The sequence below is a fragment of the uncultured Campylobacter sp. genome (genome assembly GCF_938017615.1).
Classification (GTDB): domain Bacteria; phylum Campylobacterota; class Campylobacteria; order Campylobacterales; family Campylobacteraceae; genus Campylobacter_B.
This window is the reverse complement of sequence record NZ_CALIJA010000101.1, coordinates 13,768-31,516: the sequence shown is the minus strand read 5'-3', so window position 1 is coordinate 31,516 and position 17,749 is coordinate 13,768. Positions and strand designations below refer to the sequence as shown.

Genomic DNA, 17,749 nt, shown 5'->3' with positions numbered 1-17,749 from the left:
AAAGCCCTTTTGCTGCGTGGTACTATACAAGCTCGCTTTAAAATCCTTATCTACTTTTTCCATTTAAATTTTAATCTCTTTCGCTTTATTTTTATAAAATTTTCCAACTGCTTATCGGTAAAATTTAAAATCTCTTTTCGGTTTTGTAAATTTACATAGGTGTGCCTTATATCGCAGCATCTATAAAAAATATATTTCCAATTTTTAATTAGCCAGTCCGCCTCTACTGTATTTTTATCTGTTTTAAATAAAAACGGCAGAACCCATAAGCCTGCCTTGTAGCCGCTAATTACGACCAATTTTATAAAATTTACTCCATCATCGTCTTTTGCTTTTACTACGATAAAGCTTACATTTTTCTCATATGGATAGCAGGATTTTCTACATTCGATAATATCTCCGACCTCGATCTTTCCGCGAAATTTTAAGAGGGGAACGCTAAGCTTTTTTATCAAATTTGTCTTTATGCGCCTATTGCGTCCGAATTTATCCCTGGGTTTTATCAGTCTGAAACCGGGGATTGTTTCGTCGCAATCCCCTAGTTCATCGCTACTAAGGTAATTATCGGAGCATATAAATACCTCCCGGGGGCTCGCATTGATGCCGAAATTTGCTAAATTATGAATCAATTGCTCCTTGTCCACGACAAACCCCGCTTTGCTTGATAACATCTCGCTAGGAAGCTCAAAGTATCTGTTATCTTTTAAATTTAAAAGGCAAGGATTTTCTGTCCAGAAACATCGCTCATCGCAGACCATAAGCTCATCGTCGTTAAATTTTATAATATCGCCTCTTTGTAAATCATTGTCGAAGGTTGATATTGGTAAGATGGTCATTTGAAGTCCTTTTTGCTTGCTAGATTAAACATGTTCATAATAAATTTTCGTTATTTGTAATCGCTAAATTACACCTCTATACTCACATCCTTATACTTTTCATAAAGCCTCGGCTTTAAAATTTTATCACGATACTCTTTGCCCGCATTAGTCATACATATCCAATGGCTAAATCTGCTCCATGTGTTAGGGTCTTTCCAAGTTATCTCTGCTTGGGGAGTTATTTTGTCCTCCTCTAAAAATTTATATCCAAAAAAGAAATTATCTCTAAAATAGACCCACTTCTCATAAAGCGACATACCTAGATCGATCTTGGATAAATTCGTATCGAAGTCAGCCCATTTCTTTCTTAAATTTCCGCGCTCTATGCCGAAGTCTATCATACCCCCTAAAAACAGCTGGCCCATTACTCCGAAATACTCTCCCGCATATGTCGGATAGGCTGAAATTTCAGGGTTATCTTCGTCCGCTAGCATATAGTCGCTTCGGATAATCCCATATAGTTCAAACCATTCGTACCAATCAAAGATTTCATATTCAAGGTAATCCAAAATATCTTTTTTTCTGGTACCGGGAATTTGAGCTAATATGCGAATAAACGAATCCATCCAGCAATCAAATCCTAAAGCCTTATAAAGTTCTTCATCTTTGTTAAAAACCCAGCCGTATAGTTCATTCGGTTTCAAAATTTTAAATTTCATAGTATCTCCTTTTTAAATTTAATCGGTTGCCGATAGAATTTACCTCATCGATCCGTTTGGTTGATCTCATAAACTCGTTAATATAAAAATTATTTGATTCCGAGAGTTTGGGCATACTTTTTATTATTTCATCTAAATCGACGCTCTTTATTTCGGCGCAATTTTTTACATCGCCGCAGATACCGATAAAAATAAGATCGTTTCTGTTTTTGCCTATAAATTTACCCTTTGCGTAATAGCCGCCTTCAAATCTTTCATAGGCTATATAATATAATATTTGCTTTAAAATTTCACTTTGATCCAGCTTAAAATAGGTGCAGAATTCCACGCCCTCCATATCTTGCGATATGTCGGTGGCGCCTACGGAGCTTTTTTCATATTTTTTAAGATCTATTTTTCGGATATTGTTTTCATCTCCTTCGCCAATTGCTCCAAGCGCGTGAAAATCCATATCTATCTCGCCGTAAATATCAAAAAACAGATAGCTGCCCTTAAAGCTTTTATAGGCGAATTCCTTTACGGCGTCCTTAACAATTTCAATATTTGCAAGCGTAACTTCGGTCTTTTTGCAAGATTCGTTTTTTATCTCGACTTCGATCATCTAAGCTCCTTTATTTGTCTTGCTAAATTTTAATCCGTTAGCCATTTTACCACATACTCCAATAATTCCTCTAAATTTTCGGCTCCGCAACTTCCTTTGAGTTCGTTTTCCGTGGCATTGACGAAAAACCAATCCTCGTCATCTCTATCGACATTTATTTTGATCGGCTTTTTCCCGCTCTCGCCATCGATTTCAATCCACCAACCGGGATTATCGACCGTTTCTAGCGTAAGGCCATATTCATGCTCCCATTCTCCGTCGCATTTGGAAGCGTACCAGTTTTGTATGAGTTTTAGATTATTCATTGCTCCTCCTTTAATTTTATAAATTTTAAAATTCTCGATTTGTTAGGCTTTGATATTGCAATTGAAGCAGGGCTTCTTTGCTATTTAAATTTAATCGCTTATTAAAAATTTCTTTTCCAAGCCATCTTTATTTACGGTGATTATCTTCGAGTTCGGAATATTTAAAAATTTTATAGCTTTTTCATCCAGTTCGGACAATGGCTCCTCTTGATTGCATCTGGTTTTAAGATAATATAGCGAAAGATCACCCGTTCGATTTTCATCCATAAGTTGCATTATGCACCTATCGTTTGAATCACCGGTTATATGGCGGTTTATCATCATAAACGGCTCGCAGCTTTTATGAAAGGGGAAGCGGCCGAAGTTAAAAAGATTGCCGACGAGCTCAAATACAAGGACAAAAAACAGAAACAAAATGAATAGTTTGACCATTCTGCCTTTCACAGCGGCGCTCCTAAATTTTGAAATCAAAATTTCGTTTGTATTTTTAAAATGCCTAGATAGTTTGCGCTAAGGCTTTGGGTGCGCCCAAGCATTAGCCGAAGCGGTCGGGCGCAAAATTTACGACGCTATCTCGCTTTTTGCCGCGCCGGTTGCGGCGGATTCGCTTTCGTCCATGATGATGAGCTGTTTTGCGCGCTTAATCTTGGCATCGTCGCGAAACGCCGCGCGCACCTTGTCCATGCCGGTGTAAAATTCCTTCATCAAAACAAGGCACAGATATGCGCCGAATTCCGTCGTGCGGATGATCTCGCCCTCGATCCGTACGGCTCCTGCTAGCCTTAGCAGGCTAAGCTCTCTGCCCAGTTCGCGGCGCAAATTTAGATCGTTTGCGGCGTTAAATTTAGCGATATCGATCTCGCCGTTAAAAAGCTCGGTCAAAAAGAGGTATTTCGCGCGCTCGGATCTGCTAAAATCGCAGGTGGCGATGACGGTACTTTCGTTTTTCTGCACTCTGCTTGCGTAGTCTTCGAGGTTAAACGCATTTACGAGCAGCCTGCCGTCCAAAAAGCTAAACGCACCGCTTCCGATGCCTACGTATTCGTGGTTTGTGCCTACATACTCGTCGTTGATGTTTGATTTTTCGCGAGCGAAAGCCCATGCGTTGCTGCGGTGCCAGCTAGAAAATTCCTTGCAGATGATGGAGTAAAACTCCTCCTCGCGGTCTATGTTGCTAACGCCGAGGCTCCGCGCTATTTGATCGCGCATCAAAGGCGATTTCATCAGCGGATACAGCGTGATCTGTTCGGGCTTCACCGCCTTTGCCGCTTCGATGTCGCGAAGTAAAATTTCGCGAGTTTGAAACGGAAAATTAAAGATCAGATCCAAGCTCAAAATCGGCAAAATTCCGACCGCTCGGGATAGCTTTTCTTGCAAAATTTCGCCCGAGCCGAATTTGTCGTAGCGCGAAGCTTTGCGTAAAATATCGTCATCAAAGCTCTGAACCCCCACGCTTAAGCGGTCTATTAGCCCGCGAAATCGTAGCAAGCTCTCAGGCTCGATGTGGTTGGGGTCGCTCTCGCACGAAACCTCTTTAATGCTAAAAAGCGACTTGGCAAGCTCCAGCGTGCGCGCTAGCTCATCTTCGTCGATGAGCGTCGTGCCGCCGCCGACGTAAAGCGTCTCAAAGTCGTAGCCTGCGTCCTTCGTGCGCTGCATCTCGGTGCGTAGCGCGCCGAAATACGCCCTGCACGCGCCGCGCTCGTAGGCGTATTTGTGAAAGGAGCAGTACGGGCAAAACGTGTGGCAAAAGGGCACGTGCATGTAGAGCATATATTTTTTATCGGGGTTTGGAATTTTAGCGATATTTTCCTGCGTGATGTCGATTCTAAGGGAATTATATAGAGATTTTTGCATAGTTTCGGCGGCATATTTTTTAGCGAAGCTATGCACCATTTGACTGATAAAATTCATGAAACTTTAGCCTTTTTTAAACTTAAAAATTAATTTTTGAAGTTTATCGAAAACTAACTTATAAATTTATCAATAATTCAATAAAAAGCGCAGTGCCGCCATATATATTAGCGTAGGAAGCGCTATCGTCACGAGGGAATTACGAAATTTAGCATGCACGACAAACGCCATAATTAGGCAAAATAGCAGCGTCGCCGTTTGCAGCGCGTCCGCGCTAAAAGCCCGCTCGCCCGAAAAGCTAGGCAGCATCGTCTTAAGCGCGTAGATCGTCAAAACGACCATTATCAAAAGTCCGGAGTTTTTCTGCAGATACGCCAGATTTGGACTCGCGGTCTTTTTCTTAAAAAGAAGCAGCGGTAAAAATCGCGTCAAAATCGTAGCGAGCGAACCTAGAAAGATATAGGGCAAAATTTCCACTACCTACTCCTTTTTAAGAATTTTCGCAGCCTACGTCCCGTGCGCGAAGGTCGCTCGAAGTATTTGCGAAATAGCAGCAATACTACAGTCCCGAAAATCAGAGTGCCGAATAAAAAGTATTTTGTAGGAAATATAAAAAGCCCCGCAAATGCGCAAGCAAATCCTAGCAATAGCACTTTGTATTGCGGATTTGCTTTAAAAACCTCATAGGTTAGCATCGCAAAAAGCGCCGTCAGGCTAAACTCGACCCCGCTAAAATCAAGCTTTAAGCTTGCTCCCAAAACAGCCCCCGCAACGACGCCAGCAACCCAGTAGGATTGATTTAAAATCGCCGTTAGATTATAGAGTAGATCAAGCTCTTTTAGTCTTTGCGGCGTTACGGGTCGCTCGCCGCTAAGCTCCTCGGGGCGCAAAAAAGCGCGCGCTTTTAGCAGAGCAAAGGTTTCGTCGGTAAGGGCATATACGGCGTAAATTTTATGACGCACGAAGCGCAGTTCCTCCAGCAGCGACATCGTGTAGAAAAAATGGCGGAAATTTAGCAAGAACGCCACGACGAAGGTATCTACGAGCGAGGCGTGAGTTACGATGAATGCGATCAGCACGAACTCCACGCTGCCTGCGTATATAAGCAGCGAGGTCAGCGCCAGAGCCCAGACGGGCAGGTCTTGGCTAATGCCGTAGATGCCAAACGCCAGCCCCAGCGGTACGTAGCCCATCATCACGGCAAGGGTGGATCTGAAAATTTCAAATTTACTCATAGCTTTCCTAAATTTAAAAGCGCGATTGTAGCTAAAATTTTATTAAATTTTATAGGGCGCGCAGGCGGGATCTGCGCCGCTGCGAGCTGGTTTTGCGCGGTTATACGTCGCAAGAGGAGCTGTAAAATTTACTCGCTTCGGCGCCGTAAAATTTTAAAATTTAAGAGAGCGGATCTTTAAATTTGGCCTAAAATACGTGGCGCAAAAGCACGAATGCAAACGCCGAAAGCAGCGCCGAGACGGGTAGGGTGATGATCCACGCTAGCCCGATCGGCTTCATCAGCGACCAGTTCGTGCTGTGATTTACCAAGCCTATTCCCAAAATCGCGCCGATTAGCACGTGGGTCGAGGAGATCGGCAGCCCAAGTACCGATGCTGCCATGACGACGACGGCGCTTGCGAGCTCGGCGCTAAAGCCAGAGGCTGGGTGGATTTTTGTAAGATTGGTGCCTACGGTGGCGATCACCTCTTTGCCGATGAACCAAAGCCCAGCTATTAGGGCTACTGCGAACATTATCATAATCTGCTGCGGCACGGGAGTGGAGGGATTGATACTATTCGTAGCCATCGTATCGATGATGGCGGCAAACGGACCCACGGCGTTTGCGATGTCGTTGCTGCCGTGCGAAAAGGCAAAGCCGCTAGCAGTGAGTACCTGCAGCCAGCTAAACATCAAAAACGCAGATTTGTTTAAATTTGAGCGGCGCAGGGTTTTAGCGAAAATAAACATCAAAAGCCAGGTAATTAGCGTCGACATACCGATGATGAGGTAGTTGTAAAAATTCGTAAGCCCGAAATTTAGATTATGCAGCCCCTTAAATATCAGCATCGCCGAGATCACGAAAGCGCCGATACCCGCTACGGCGGGGATCCCGTACTCTAGGGCTTTGTGGGATTTGAGCTTCTCTTTTTTCGCGTCAAGCTCGATCACCTTTTTATAATACTCGCTATCCAGCTCGCTTGGATCAAAATCGGGATCGCGCATAGCGTAGATATCGTGATTTAGCGCCTCTGCATAGGCGATCTTTTGAATATCGTCCAGAGTCTCGAAGGTCTTTTTATGCAGCTTGCGGAGGGATTTTTTTTCGCGCTTTATGCGGTCGATCTTTATTTGAGCGTAGCGGTTATAATCCAAAATATAATGTTTGATGAGCCAGAAAATTCCAAAGGAGATCACTCCGCCCAAAATTGGCGAGAGCACCCAAGAGATCGCTATTTTGCCGATCTTATCCCATTGCACGAGCCACAATGCAGAAGTCTCTGCGGTATTAAGCAGGGCGCCTAGCGTAAGTCCCGAGCCCACGATACCGCCGATGATAGCGTGCGTAGTAGATACCGGCAGGCCCCTACGGCTGGCAAAAAGTAGCCACGCACCCGCCGCGAAAAGCGCACTCATCATTACATAGATAAAATCTCTCGGATGCACGTCCATTTTGCTAAGATCGATTATGCCGCTGCGGATCGTCGAGGTTACTTCGCCGCCTGCAATTACCGCGCCGCTTGCTTCAAATACCGCTGCGATACAAAGGGCTTGTGCAATACTAAGGGTGCCGCTTCCGACGCTGGTGCCGAAGGAATTTGCCACGTCGTTTCCGCCGATATTAAAGGCCATAAAGATGCCCAAAAATACCGAAACTAAAAATAGCATTTTATCGCCGCTTCCTATAAAACCGAATCCCCAGATAAGAAAATAGATTGTTACGCCGCAGAATATGCCGTAGAAAATGAGACTTATCTTGCTAGATTTCATAGCTCTCCCTTAAAATCCGCGAAATTTTACCACACGCGCCTTAATCCCCACTAAATTTGGAGCGGAGGAAACGAGGGAATGCTTAAGCGCGCAAATATTGTGATTTAGCTATCGGGGAGCGTTTTTACTCATCTCAAACTTACCCCCGAAATGCACTTATGTGATAAAAATAAGTGCAAAAAAATGACACAAATTTGACACAAAAGGCACAATATGAAAGTAGAAAAAATGAGAGCATTTATCTGCGGGCAGTGGGTAGATGTAGATGCCGTGGACTACTTAAACGGCGAAGTGGAATATAACTCGCGAAAGCAGGGAGGGGTATGGGTTTGCGATACGGCAAGCTTCGATGACGTCGGAGCTATGGAGGCGCGAAGCGAAATAAGTGAAGCGGATATTTTTAAGCGAGCGGATGAAACCCGCATAAAAACAAGGGGTAGGGATTAGCATTTGCCCCTTTAAAAATCCCCCGTTTTTCGTAAAAATTGAGAAAAATTTAAAACGGGAGATTTTAAATGCTTACCTCTTATCAAAACACAGTCGCGGATAAACCCTCCGTCAGATCGCTTCTTACGATGGGCGGTATCGCAACCGCGCCTATCGTTTCGATGTTAAAAAGCGAAGGCATAAGCAACACGCTTCATAGTTGGTATACCGATGAATATGCCAAAGCTAAAGATAATGCCAACCCTGAAGTATCAGGTATCGCGGGGTTAGGCACAGATACCAAAAAGAAGCTAACTAACGCAACTCAAATCCTAAAAAACGAAGTTTCGATGAGCTGGCGAAAGAGATCTATCGAGCAATATACGGGGGATGAGTGGGCTAGACAACTTGAGAAAGTCGGCAAAGAGCATATGAAAGACATCGAGTATGCCTTGCTAGGACTTAATCACACTACCGTATTTGATGATTATGTTTATGCGGCAAACGATACCGATAGCTCGAAAATGGCTGGATTTTTTAACTTTATCCCTACCGCAAATCGCAACTCTGCAGGAGGAGCATTTACGCTTGAGCTTCTAAATGCTACGATTGAGCCGGTGTGGGCTAATAGTGGCGTGACCGATCATAAATTTAAAGTCTTTATGTCTAGTGCTCTAAAGCGCAAGGTAAACGACTGGGTAGCAGCTAATAGTGCGCTTCGCGTAGCCGTAACCGATCGCACGTTAAATCTGCCTATCGATCGCATTATGACCGATTTTGGTGAGGTAGATATTATCATCCACCCGCTATTTTCAGATGCCAAACTTAAAGATAAAATCCTAGTAGGCGATTTTAGCGATTGCGCGCTTAGATATCTGGACGATACTCAAGTTAAAGACTTCCCGACATCTAAAACCGCCGATGCCAAACTCTACTATACGGACTGCACGCTCGAAGTAGCCGATCCGTTTTCTCTTGCGTGCGCCGAAAAGCTGCAATAGATGAAAATCGCGGAGCTAAAAGCGCTGCTGAAGCAAAAGCTCAAAGGCGACAATAAAGACTTCGCAAATGAGCTTAGCGCGGAGCTTTTAAAGGAGGCTTTATTAAATGTCCTGCTCCGCACCAAACCTCGCACGCATATTGTTTATGAAAAAAGCTTGTCCCATCTACTCAAATACTACCGCAGAATTTCGCAGGATTATTGGCTACGTTATCCCGTAGTAGATATGAGCGATGAAGCAAATATCGATATGGAGGAGGAGCTTTGCCTTGCCGTCGTATACTTTCTATGCTCGGAGCTAAGCAACGCAAAAAAGGACGCTTTCAAAAGCAAGGCGGAGGAGATCATCGCGATATATGACAGCAATGTAGTCTTTCGTAAAACATACCGCTTCTTAAACGCGTATTTTTACGTAGCGCAAGGAAAACCTAGCCCTTTGCCGGGCGGTGGACTTGCCCCGATATTAAAGACGATATTGCTAGCCGTAGGCGACGAAAAAGAGATCACTATCGACAACGCAGGCGGCGGTACTATTTTGGCACAAAGCTCTAGCGCTGCCGTAGGTGTAAGAGTAGATGGAAACAAGGTAATAATAAAAGCCTTAGACGTAGTAACGGACGCCATAGTAACCATAAGCTGCGGAAGTGAACGAACGGAAATTAAAGTTACCGCCGAGATCAGCGATGGCGGAATAATCCCATAGGAGAGAGTGATGCTAAAAGAGACTTACAAAAATAATTCAAGCGTAAAATTTGAATTTGAGTGTGAACAATGCGGCGCAAGCGGCGTAAGGTGGAAAGAGCCGAATAAAGAGGCACTTTGCCCTAGTTGTGGCGCAAAATTAGAGGAAGCCAAAAAGGCTAGCGATAAAAAGATAAAGGATAAATAATGGCACTGCTTAAAAAGATTGAATATGTTATCAAAGATAGTAGCACAGCTCAAATCTCAACCCAAATCGCAAGCGTTACGGCACAACTAAACAATACCCAAAATCTAAGCGCCAATAAAGATGGTGGCGAGTTTAAGGCCTATTATTTTGGAGCGCTTTTCGATCCTCGCGCGAAGAAAAACTACATCATCTTTTCTGACGCTACAAAGAGTAAGTTCGATATGAAGCAGAGCAGCTACGAGCTTGCAAACGGCGGCGGAGGTGGCGCAGATATGAGTAATTATCTAACCAAAGCCGAAGTCGAAGCCAACTACGTAAGCAAAGCTAGCTTGGATGCAGATTATGCCGATGTGGCGTTTTTAACCTCATTATGATAGGAGTTAAAAAGCGCTTTTTGCGTATGCCGGACGGAGGAGGCGGAGATATTATAGCACCCCCTCCCTCTTTTTCTACGCAGGGCGCGAAATTAAAAAGGCTCGATCTTACTATGCAGCGCGCCTCTCATCCTAAAAGAGGCGATCTTATAGAAGATAGGGTGCTTCCGTGGCTAGAGCGAATGCAAGTCGCCCCGGTAAATACCGCAGGGGGCAAATACCGCTATTTATATTACGTCCAAATCTTAGTGTTAGAGAGCGCAAAGCTATATTTTGCTTTTTCTAGCGCTACTATGCAGGCTTTGCAAACGAGCTCTCAGATCATAGAGATTAAAAGTGGAGCGGATGAGAGCTCTTTAGAGGGGCTGGTAAAGAATTATTTAAATAGCAAAGAGGGGGCGCATGCAATTATTGCTGCGTTAAATAGCGGCTCGTTAAACGAAACCGCTCTATCTGCAATAGCTACGGCAGTGATGAAATATATGGGCGCAAACGGCGTTTCAATGACCTATGCTCCACAAATCAAACTGGATAAAAACGGGCTAAACGGACTTGATAATACCGAAGTCGCCGTAATCGCTAAGGATGAGTGATGATATACAGAAAAGACAAGGGTGCGCCTCTAACCTCTTATGAGGTGGATTCAAATTTTAAAGAACTCGTAACGTTAATCCAAAGTGGGCTTAGCCCCGATACCGAAAACTTCGCTACAAAAGAGGAGCTAAAATCTCTAAAGCAAAAGGTGGATGCCGCGCTAGGCAATCTTTCTCTTTTTGAGAGATTAAAGAAGTTTGAGCTAAGCCCTGCAAGCGGTATAAGCGCGCAAGACGCCAGCTTATGGGTGGATATGTTTAGCGGGCTTGGGCTCATATCGTGTAAGATAAGCTCAGCGGTGCAGAAAGGAAGCGTAATTTTAAGCCTGCCTAACGACGCTCCGCTTCCAAAAAATGCTATTTATGGCGCGAATGCGACGCTAAAAGACCGCTCTATTACTTGCGAGATTAACGGAGATGAGCTAAGGCTCAACCTTATAGGATTTTTTGACATAGTATGAGCGACAATTTATTACTAAACTTTGAGCCTTACTGCAGCGAAGCAAATGCTAAAAGAGAGCTAAACCTAGGCGGCGCGGTGCATATCACAGATACGCGACTATACGTAAATAAGATGCCTAACGGACAGCAATTCTATGAGGGGAATCACGCTTACTGCGAGGCGGATTATTCTAAGTGGTATGATGCGGGAGGCAACAACGTCATAGCTCGCTTCCACTACGACGAGAATAAGTTTATCTCTTTAGCCTCTACCGAATACAAAGGCTGCGTGGGCGAATATAGCCTTTATGCGTTAGATCATCCAAGAACTCGCGATACCTATGCGCTAAATGCCGCACAAAACGAGTTAGGCTTTCGTAGCGCGGAGGGGCTAGTTATCCAAAGCGCCTTTCTTTACCGCGTTAAAAACGGCGATGACGATTTTCGCACGCTAAAAAATATCTTAGAATATTCAGAGGGAAAAATCAATCTCGCTAAGTTTAAAGGTGCTAGCATAGCCGCGTTTGATCCGATCAAAAATTACGCTCGCGCAGGCAGAGATGAGATAGGCAATGATATAGGTGGAGGCGGAAACTTTTTCGTAAATTTTGAGAGCACAAAGGATCTGCTCTTAAGGCTTAATGAATTTGCCCCCATTAAAGGTATGCGCGACAACCAAAGCAGCTGGAGTTATTATCTGCAAGGAGTGCCTCTAGGGCGCTTCATAAATAGTTTTGGCGATATAATCCCTAGCCTTAAAGACGAAGTTAAAGATTATGGCGACATAAAAGGGTGGAACAACGAAAAGGGCATTGGTGAATATCATATGCCACAAAACGCTAAAGAGGGGATGAGGGCTTATGAGTTTTGGTGGAGCTTGGATTTTTCTAGCAAAAAATACTGCCTAGCTGAAAAGCTGTCTTTGTTTATCGCGCGCTTTTTTGGTTGTTACGAACAAACCAAAAAAGAGATGGACGAGCTAAAGAAAGAAAACTTAATTGTGCCTAAAGAAAAAGAGCCGTGGGGCGGCGAAGATCCCGGCAAAAAAGATACACATAAAAAACAATATGAAAAAATTAATCCTGCTGACGTTGCAAGCTCCACTAAAAGTGGAGGGAAAAGCAGCGGAGCGTTTAGAACGGATGGATGGCGAGCCTTAAATAAGGCGGATAAAAAAGGCATTTATGATAATTACATAAAGCCGGAATATTCCAAGCAAGGAAACAACCACTTTGTAAAATTTAAGCTAAAGCCCGCAGCCGATAATCTAGCCGCAGATGAAAAGGCTTTTTTGCAAAGATGGGCTGATGAGAGAGGACGCGGTAAAGCAAGCGAGTTTAGCGAGGCTGAAACCTATGAGGCTTTTAGTGGCGAGAAGCTTGCGACCGCTCCTGCATTAAATTATATGAAGATAAAAAATATCCTAGGTGCTAGTTGTGAGGGGGCAAGGCAGATCACGCTAAAGCTTGCCTCAGCTCCAAAATATTTTGCTTATGGCAGCGTTTATGGAAGTGATATGGCAAGATACTTAGGCAGAATCTTAAATGATAACGGCGTCCCCGCTAAAATAGGCGAGAATGAAATAAGCTTTTACTATGGTGGAAAGATAAATATCAACGGCACAACCCTAAAGCCGGTAGAGCAGGATTGTGAATATATGATCTGGTGGGAAGAGGAGGAGTTAAAAAAGCTTTTAGCTATGGGGAATTATTCGCGCTATGCGATCGGAGCCGATACCTCTAGCGCAGGAGCTGATAGCTACTACGACGCGGCTCACCCCATGAAGCTTGCTATTATCGGCGCAAGCGTAAAAACAAAGAATTATCCTAGCAAAGAGGAGGGGGTGCAATGGTAAGAAATAGCCTGCTTGCGCAGATTATTACAACCGATAAGAGCTTGGAGGCTAGCGACGTATACACCTACGCCTTTCGTGGGGTGGACGCTTTGCTATTTTTAAAAGATGGCAAGCTAGGTGCTATGGTAAAAGGAGGAGAGGTAAAAGAGGATATATTTTCGCTAGATCTTGGAAATAAGGTTTTTGCCGATGAAAAGCTTATTCAAATTTTAGATCTGCAGCCAAGCGAGTTAGACGAGCCCGATACCTATTTTTTAAGTCTAAGAAGCAATCTAAACTCTACTGCTAGCTTTAAGTTTAGTGCTACGTCTCTTTTAAATGAAAATTATCCGCTTAGTTTCGCCCTAATAGAAGCCAAACTAACGGGGCGCCTCGTTAGTCCTAGCTTTTCTGCTCGCACTAGATTTTGGGATAATAAAGCCTATGAGGGAAAAAGTGAAATCAGCGTAAGCGGTGATAGCTTTAGGCTCTTAGGCAAGCAAGAGGGCAAAAATAAAGAAGCTACGATTACTAGACGAGCTTTAAGCGGGCTATTTTTTAGAGAGGTTAAGAGCCTTAGGCGTCATTTTAGCAATAGCGCAAATTATGCCATCATAGGCTGGGGCGGGGTAGGCAACGTAAAAGGCAAGCTTACCTCTAAGCAAGAAAGGCAGCAAAGCGTAGAGGATATTTATCGCGTCGTTGGATCTTTCCCCGGAGGCGCAGGGTTTGGGCTGCGTGCAAGCTACATAAGCAAAAAAGGGCTAAGCAAAAGCGCGGAGCTAACCGATAAAAGCGTAAGTGGCGACGGGGCTCATACCTTAAAATTTAGGGCTGACAATCCCGTAATAGTAAACTCGGTTTTAAATGCAGACGCAGTTTTTAATATGCTTTTTAACGAGGGCATAACCTATCTGTTTCTGCCCGCTAGCGTTAGCGCAGAGGTTAAAGACGGCTTTATCAGCTTTGATGGCATAGACGATCTCATCGCTAGCGACGGGCAAAGCATAGTTTTAAGCGGAGGAATTAGATAATGGCGCAATTTAAAGAGGAGCTATATCGCAGAGTAATATATGTTTCAAGTGATGAGATAAGCAATGAGGGATATTCGATATTTGAAAACATCAGGGCAAAATTTGATGTGTATTTAGATAATGCGACCAGCCTAAGCGATGATGAAAAGATGAAATATCGCGCCGATTTTTTAAGCGGCTTTGCTACTCAGTGCGTCAATCAAATTTTACAAAACGCCGCGCAGATCGCACTTGAGATCGATCTAAAAGACGCTCAAGCTAGAAGCGAAATCGCAGAAGCACAAACCAAAGAGGCTATGAGCCCTTATCAGATTGAAAAGATTAGGGCTGAAACCGAAATCGCAATAATCGAGCGCGACAATAAAGACGCGCAGCTTAAAGAGCAGATTAAAAATATCGCCTCCGATACGGCTAAGAATGCGGCTCAGACGCATAATTTAGGCATAGAGGGCGAGATTTTAGGCATCGAGCGCGACTATAAGGCGCGTATGATAGAAGCGGAGCTAAGATATAAGCAAGCCCAAGCAGACCTTGCCGCAGCCGAACTTGAGATTAAAAAAATCGAACTTGAGATTAGGAGGCTGGAACTTCCGATTAAGCAGCTAGAGCTAGAGCTAAAGCGCGTGCAGATGCAGATCGCTCAGGCTGAGCTAGATATCAAAAAGCAAGAGCTAGAGATTTCTAAAAACGAACTGGAGCTAAAAAAGCAGGAGCTAGAAATTCGCAGAGAAAGCCTAGCCCTTGATCGCAAGCGATACGTGCTGGAGCGAGATAGAACCAAAGCCCAAGTAGAACAAGCAGGCGCTCAAGTGCAGGTGCTAAAAGAGGAGGCATATTTGCGAAATCAACAAGCAGGGGCGGTCGCAAGCTCACTAGCTACGCAGGTGCAGATTAAAAAGATCGAAGCGCAAAAAGATATAGATGTTACTGCGATGCAGGTAACAGGCTCAATAATCAGATAGGAGAGGGGATGACAACTAACTACGCACTAAATTTCATTAACGAGGCGCTAAAGTTTAACGCTAAAAGCGATATCGTATCAAAGTATGCCGTAAGTGACGATCAGATAAAAAACAATTATGAGGTCTATGACGAGCAAGGAAAGCTAAAATTTCGCCACGCATTCTCTGCCGTAACGCGCGAGATTATTTTAAGCAATCTTTACTCCTCTATGCTAGGACTTTGCATATCTCAAACCCCGATTAAGCTTTTAGTAACTAAGGGGCAAGGAAGCGATATAGTGCGAAATCTAAATGATGATTTTGACATTAGAAAGCCCGCATATCCCGTAGTAGGTGAGGAGCTAGATATTGATGAAGCTCTTGCCTTAGTAGCGGTCTATCAAACGCTATATGCCCTAGGTATAAGCTCTTTTAGCTCTAAAGAAAAGGAGCTTTTAGGGGAGTATGAAGATAGCGTGCGCCTACCTAATCCTAAGTTTACCGCAGATTTAGCCTTTAGATTTAGCCCTGATGGTATCTCTTGGCATAGCGAATATCAAGATGGCGACAAATATTTTGGTATCTACAAAAACGGGGCTTGGTCGCGCGCTATCCCGCTAATAGGAGGAGGGGGAGGAGCTAAAAGCTTTCTTGCTCTAAACGATACCCCAAGCGTCTACGAAGCGGATAAATTTCTTAAATCCGACGGCACAAAGCTAATCTTTGCAGATATTCCAGCCGCCCCTGAGCCTGCGCCTTTAAGCATTAAAACGCTTGCGTATGCGGGCGGACTAAGTCTAGGAGAGGATACTTTAATCTTTACCGAGATTAAAGAAAACACCGAGTTTGTATTAAAGTCTATCGTGGAGGGGCGCAAATACGACATTATCTTAAAGACGGGCGGACACACGCTAACCTTTGCCTCCTCTATCACTCCTCTTTGCCGCATAAGTGATATTAAGCCGCTTGATGCTTATGTAAAGTTCAGCCTCATAAAGACGGACGGCAAAATATTCGCGCTTGATTTAAGCCTTGCTGAGTAATGGATGTTAAAATTCCATATTCCGAGCCCTATCTTAGGGATTTGGAAATAGCAGAGATCATCGCAGGAGCAAACCTAGAGCTTGCTATAGATGAAGTAACCTTTAAAGACCGCTACGGAGAGAATATCGAAATAGGCGACAAGCTCGATCTATTTCGCAAAGGCGGAGGCGAAGTCAGCTACAATCTTGACTCCCTTACGGCTCAAATGGGTTTTTATCCGGAATTTCGCCGCGCGCAGGATGAGAAGCTGTTTGATCTTACTATCAGTCCGCCGCTAAACTCTTTGCGCCTTGATGGGGTATATGATTTTTACAATGGTGATTTTTATGGCGATAGAGCCGTGCTTGTGCCTTTTGGATTTTTCGTAGGCGCGGATAAGTTTGCTATTTGCGGAGCGGACGGGGCAGGCTTAGCCATAGGCGCGAATAATGATGAGCAGATTGTAAATCTAGGCTTTGGGGATAACGCAGGCACCTATGATTGGCGTAATTACGAGAAACAAAACCCTAATGACGGCTTTTATGTGCTTATATTTAACGCAGCACTAAAGCATACGCAAACACTTAGGCTTGCTTTAGCCCCATATCCAAACTATAAAATGAGCTTTTACGGCGGGGCTATCTGGCTCATAAATTACGATCTAAGCGCTCGCAAGCTAGCTTTTATCAGGCAGGGGCAGATAATTTATTCGGACGATTTGAGCTCGGGCGAGAGCTTAAAATTTATCCGCACATATAAGTTTGATCTCGTTTATTCTCATAAGCGCTTTTGGCTTTGTAATAAGCAGGGACGCTTTGTTTTACGCGCTAACTTTGATATGAGCGCGCAAAAGCTAAACTTTAACCCCGTGCTTTGCTCTATTGCGATAAAAAACGGCTCGCGCTATAGCGTGTGGCGGGTATATGGGCGCAGGATAAATCATATCGCAAGCGCTACGAGCTTAAGAGAATATTTGATGCCCTTTGTGGCAGGGTGGAACGGAAATATCAAATACGACTATCTATTGCGCGACGTGATGGATGATCCGCAGATAAAAGAATATATCAAAGAAGCGGGCTATCGCGGGCATTATCTAAAAACTATCGGCGAATACGCAGGAGATATAACAGCGGGAAAGATGAGCGGAAGTATCGAGCTAGGATATGGCTTTGATGATGATTTTTGCCTAAATAATAGCGATGACGGGGATTTGGGGATAAAAAGCTTTCTACGTAATAGGCGGTTTTTGCTCCCTCACGCTCTTTCAAATCTGACGGCTCTAAGCTACGCCAGATCTTGGAAGGGTGGGGAAAGAAGCATTGTGTTTTACTCACTTAACTTTAATAACAACTTCGGCAAATTAATCAAATTTGATTTTTAAAGCTTTAAAAACTATCCGAATTTTGCCAAACTATGGCTAAAGGATAGATGATGTTTAAGATTTATATGATCTTTGCTGCGGTGATCGCGCTGCTAATAGGCGCGCTAAAGTTTCAATCTTGGCAAGCAAGCAAGCTGGAAGCTGAGATTTTGGCTCAAAAAGCGCAGATCGAAGCACTAAAGCAGCAAGGCGAGCAAAAAGATAAGCAGATGGAGCAAATCTCACAAGCCGCGCAACAAAAAGACGCGCTAAGCAAGGATTTGGCTCAAATCAAGAGGCAAATAGCTTCAAAGGCTAGGAAAGGGGGCAAGGATGAGATTTCAAGCGAGCTTAACGCTAGCGCTAATTTTGTGCTTGAGCGGCTGCGCGAGCGCCCCTAAATGCACTAAGCCGCCGCAGTATCTGTTAGCCGTGCCGCGCGTTGATACAAATCGCACTATCGCAAGCCAAGCAGACGCCGCGGAGCTAATGCTAGATCTATACGAAGCTTACGCAAAGTGCGCGATTAATCTAGAAAGCATAAGGAAACTA

General features: G+C 44.1%; 22 protein-coding genes. 13 read left to right on the top strand and 9 right to left on the bottom strand.

The genetic code is table 11. The annotated features are described in order from the left end of the window. Positions 1-50 precede the first annotated feature (50 nt). The 9 genes from imm45 to Q0620_RS04900 all read right to left on the bottom strand — a co-directional run bounded on the left by imm45 (position 51) and on the right by Q0620_RS04900 (position 7,282). Entirely contained in the window at positions 51-836 is a 786-nt protein-coding gene (imm45, locus tag Q0620_RS04940) for an Imm45 family immunity protein (protein ID WP_298783468.1), read from the bottom strand. Positions 837-904: 68 nt separating this feature from the next. Continuing rightward, entirely contained in the window at positions 905-1,537 is a 633-nt protein-coding gene (locus tag Q0620_RS04935) for a hypothetical protein (protein ID WP_298783466.1), read from the bottom strand. Further along, positions 1,527-2,138: a hypothetical protein gene (locus Q0620_RS04930; RefSeq protein ID WP_298783464.1), complete on the bottom strand. Its 612-nt coding sequence runs from the start codon at positions 2,136-2,138 to the stop codon at positions 1,527-1,529. The genes Q0620_RS04935 and Q0620_RS04930 overlap by 11 nt, the downstream gene beginning before the upstream one ends. Before the next feature lie 29 nt (positions 2,139-2,167). Continuing rightward, positions 2,168-2,443: an Imm53 family immunity protein gene (locus tag Q0620_RS04925; protein ID WP_298783462.1), complete on the bottom strand. Its 276-nt coding sequence runs from the start codon at positions 2,441-2,443 to the stop codon at positions 2,168-2,170. A 90-nt stretch (positions 2,444-2,533) separates the two neighbouring features. Further along, positions 2,534-2,875, bottom strand: a complete 342-nt coding sequence (locus tag Q0620_RS04920) for a hypothetical protein (RefSeq protein WP_298783461.1) — start codon at positions 2,873-2,875, stop codon at positions 2,534-2,536. A 129-nt stretch (positions 2,876-3,004) separates the two neighbouring features. After that, positions 3,005-4,357, bottom strand: coding sequence for a coproporphyrinogen III oxidase family protein (locus tag Q0620_RS04915; RefSeq protein WP_298783460.1), 1,353 nt, complete (start codon positions 4,355-4,357; stop codon positions 3,005-3,007). 69 nt (positions 4,358-4,426) lie between these two features. Further along, entirely contained in the window at positions 4,427-4,774 is a 348-nt protein-coding gene (locus Q0620_RS04910; RefSeq protein ID WP_298783459.1) for an AzlD domain-containing protein, read from the bottom strand. Beyond that, the gene (locus Q0620_RS04905) at positions 4,774-5,532 is read right to left on the bottom strand and encodes an AzlC family ABC transporter permease (protein WP_298783458.1); all 759 of its coding nucleotides are present in this window, start codon (positions 5,530-5,532) and stop codon (positions 4,774-4,776) included. Before Q0620_RS04905 ends, Q0620_RS04910 begins: the two co-directional genes overlap by 1 nt. Positions 5,533-5,719: 187 nt before the next feature. Continuing rightward, positions 5,720-7,282: an inorganic phosphate transporter gene (locus Q0620_RS04900; protein ID WP_298783456.1), complete on the bottom strand. Its 1,563-nt coding sequence runs from the start codon at positions 7,280-7,282 to the stop codon at positions 5,720-5,722. Between the two features lie 213 nt (positions 7,283-7,495). On the opposite strand from Q0620_RS04900, the gene Q0620_RS04895 reads away from it, so the two are divergent. The 13 genes from Q0620_RS04895 to Q0620_RS04835 all read left to right on the top strand — a co-directional run bounded on the left by Q0620_RS04895 (position 7,496) and on the right by Q0620_RS04835 (position 17,598). After that, on the top strand, positions 7,496-7,729 hold the full coding sequence (locus tag Q0620_RS04895; RefSeq protein ID WP_298783454.1) for a hypothetical protein: 234 nt from the start codon (positions 7,496-7,498) through the stop codon (positions 7,727-7,729). A gap of 68 nt (positions 7,730-7,797) precedes the next feature. Further along, on the top strand, positions 7,798-8,709 hold the full coding sequence (locus tag Q0620_RS04890; RefSeq protein WP_297904409.1) for a DUF5309 family protein: 912 nt from the start codon (positions 7,798-7,800) through the stop codon (positions 8,707-8,709). Next, positions 8,710-9,411 (top strand): hypothetical protein, encoded by a 702-nt coding sequence (locus Q0620_RS04885; RefSeq protein WP_297904407.1) that lies wholly within the window; start codon positions 8,710-8,712, stop codon positions 9,409-9,411. It begins immediately after the preceding gene. Positions 9,412-9,420: 9 nt separating this feature from the next. Then, positions 9,421-9,597 carry a hypothetical protein gene (locus Q0620_RS04880; protein WP_298783452.1) on the top strand — a complete coding sequence of 59 codons (177 nt, stop codon included), beginning with the start codon at positions 9,421-9,423 and terminating at the stop codon, positions 9,595-9,597. Then, positions 9,597-9,971: a hypothetical protein gene (locus Q0620_RS04875; protein WP_298783449.1), complete on the top strand. Its 375-nt coding sequence runs from the start codon at positions 9,597-9,599 to the stop codon at positions 9,969-9,971. The genes Q0620_RS04880 and Q0620_RS04875 overlap by 1 nt, the downstream gene beginning before the upstream one ends. Further along, positions 9,968-10,564, top strand: a complete 597-nt coding sequence (locus tag Q0620_RS04870; protein ID WP_298783448.1) for a hypothetical protein — start codon at positions 9,968-9,970, stop codon at positions 10,562-10,564. The genes Q0620_RS04875 and Q0620_RS04870 overlap by 4 nt, the downstream gene beginning before the upstream one ends. Next, positions 10,564-11,025, top strand: a complete 462-nt coding sequence (locus Q0620_RS04865; RefSeq protein ID WP_297904396.1) for a hypothetical protein — start codon at positions 10,564-10,566, stop codon at positions 11,023-11,025. The genes Q0620_RS04870 and Q0620_RS04865 overlap by 1 nt, the downstream gene beginning before the upstream one ends. Next, positions 11,022-12,860, top strand: a complete 1,839-nt coding sequence (locus tag Q0620_RS04860; protein WP_298783447.1) for a hypothetical protein — start codon at positions 11,022-11,024, stop codon at positions 12,858-12,860. Before Q0620_RS04865 ends, Q0620_RS04860 begins: the two co-directional genes overlap by 4 nt. Then, the gene (locus tag Q0620_RS04855; RefSeq protein WP_298783446.1) at positions 12,854-13,873 is read left to right on the top strand and encodes a hypothetical protein; all 1,020 of its coding nucleotides are present in this window, start codon (positions 12,854-12,856) and stop codon (positions 13,871-13,873) included. The genes Q0620_RS04860 and Q0620_RS04855 overlap by 7 nt, the downstream gene beginning before the upstream one ends. Continuing rightward, a complete protein-coding gene (locus tag Q0620_RS04850) occupies positions 13,873-14,835 on the top strand; it encodes a hypothetical protein (RefSeq protein WP_298783444.1) in 963 nt (320 codons plus the stop codon). Before Q0620_RS04855 ends, Q0620_RS04850 begins: the two co-directional genes overlap by 1 nt. 8 nt (positions 14,836-14,843) lie before the next feature. Continuing rightward, the gene (locus Q0620_RS04845; RefSeq protein WP_298783443.1) at positions 14,844-15,857 is read left to right on the top strand and encodes a hypothetical protein; all 1,014 of its coding nucleotides are present in this window, start codon (positions 14,844-14,846) and stop codon (positions 15,855-15,857) included. Next, the gene (locus Q0620_RS04840; RefSeq protein WP_298783441.1) at positions 15,857-17,218 is read left to right on the top strand and encodes a hypothetical protein; all 1,362 of its coding nucleotides are present in this window, start codon (positions 15,857-15,859) and stop codon (positions 17,216-17,218) included. Before Q0620_RS04845 ends, Q0620_RS04840 begins: the two co-directional genes overlap by 1 nt. Positions 17,219-17,268: 50 nt before the next feature. After that, positions 17,269-17,598 (top strand): hypothetical protein, encoded by a 330-nt coding sequence (locus Q0620_RS04835; protein WP_298783439.1) that lies wholly within the window; start codon positions 17,269-17,271, stop codon positions 17,596-17,598. Positions 17,599-17,749: the final 151 nt, after the last annotated feature.

Bases quoted from the DNA above. Each gene is read 5' to 3' on its own strand.
- imm45 (WP_298783468.1), bottom strand. From the start codon at position 836: ATGACCATCTTACCAATATCAACCTTCGACAATGATTTACAAAGAGGC.
- Q0620_RS04935 (WP_298783466.1), bottom strand. From the start codon at position 1,537: ATGAAATTTAAAATTTTGAAACCGAATGAACTATACGGCTGGGTTTTT.
- Q0620_RS04930 (WP_298783464.1), bottom strand. From the start codon at position 2,138: ATGATCGAAGTCGAGATAAAAAACGAATCTTGCAAAAAGACCGAAGTT.
- Q0620_RS04925 (WP_298783462.1), bottom strand. From the start codon at position 2,443: ATGAATAATCTAAAACTCATACAAAACTGGTACGCTTCCAAATGCGAC.
- Q0620_RS04920 (WP_298783461.1), bottom strand. From the start codon at position 2,875: ATGGTCAAACTATTCATTTTGTTTCTGTTTTTTGTCCTTGTATTTGAG.
- Q0620_RS04915 (WP_298783460.1), bottom strand. From the start codon at position 4,357: ATGAATTTTATCAGTCAAATGGTGCATAGCTTCGCTAAAAAATATGCC.
- Q0620_RS04905 (WP_298783458.1), bottom strand. From the start codon at position 5,532: ATGAGTAAATTTGAAATTTTCAGATCCACCCTTGCCGTGATGATGGGC.
- Q0620_RS04900 (WP_298783456.1), bottom strand. From the start codon at position 7,282: ATGAAATCTAGCAAGATAAGTCTCATTTTCTACGGCATATTCTGCGGC.
- Q0620_RS04895 (WP_298783454.1), top strand. From the start codon at position 7,496: ATGAAAGTAGAAAAAATGAGAGCATTTATCTGCGGGCAGTGGGTAGAT.
- Q0620_RS04890 (WP_297904409.1), top strand. From the start codon at position 7,798: ATGCTTACCTCTTATCAAAACACAGTCGCGGATAAACCCTCCGTCAGA.
- Q0620_RS04885 (WP_297904407.1), top strand. From the start codon at position 8,710: ATGAAAATCGCGGAGCTAAAAGCGCTGCTGAAGCAAAAGCTCAAAGGC.
- Q0620_RS04880 (WP_298783452.1), top strand. From the start codon at position 9,421: ATGCTAAAAGAGACTTACAAAAATAATTCAAGCGTAAAATTTGAATTT.
- Q0620_RS04875 (WP_298783449.1), top strand. From the start codon at position 9,597: ATGGCACTGCTTAAAAAGATTGAATATGTTATCAAAGATAGTAGCACA.
- Q0620_RS04870 (WP_298783448.1), top strand. From the start codon at position 9,968: ATGATAGGAGTTAAAAAGCGCTTTTTGCGTATGCCGGACGGAGGAGGC.
- Q0620_RS04865 (WP_297904396.1), top strand. From the start codon at position 10,564: ATGATATACAGAAAAGACAAGGGTGCGCCTCTAACCTCTTATGAGGTG.
- Q0620_RS04860 (WP_298783447.1), top strand. From the start codon at position 11,022: ATGAGCGACAATTTATTACTAAACTTTGAGCCTTACTGCAGCGAAGCA.
- Q0620_RS04855 (WP_298783446.1), top strand. From the start codon at position 12,854: ATGGTAAGAAATAGCCTGCTTGCGCAGATTATTACAACCGATAAGAGC.
- Q0620_RS04850 (WP_298783444.1), top strand. From the start codon at position 13,873: ATGGCGCAATTTAAAGAGGAGCTATATCGCAGAGTAATATATGTTTCA.
- Q0620_RS04845 (WP_298783443.1), top strand. From the start codon at position 14,844: ATGACAACTAACTACGCACTAAATTTCATTAACGAGGCGCTAAAGTTT.
- Q0620_RS04840 (WP_298783441.1), top strand. From the start codon at position 15,857: ATGGATGTTAAAATTCCATATTCCGAGCCCTATCTTAGGGATTTGGAA.
- Q0620_RS04835 (WP_298783439.1), top strand. From the start codon at position 17,269: ATGTTTAAGATTTATATGATCTTTGCTGCGGTGATCGCGCTGCTAATA.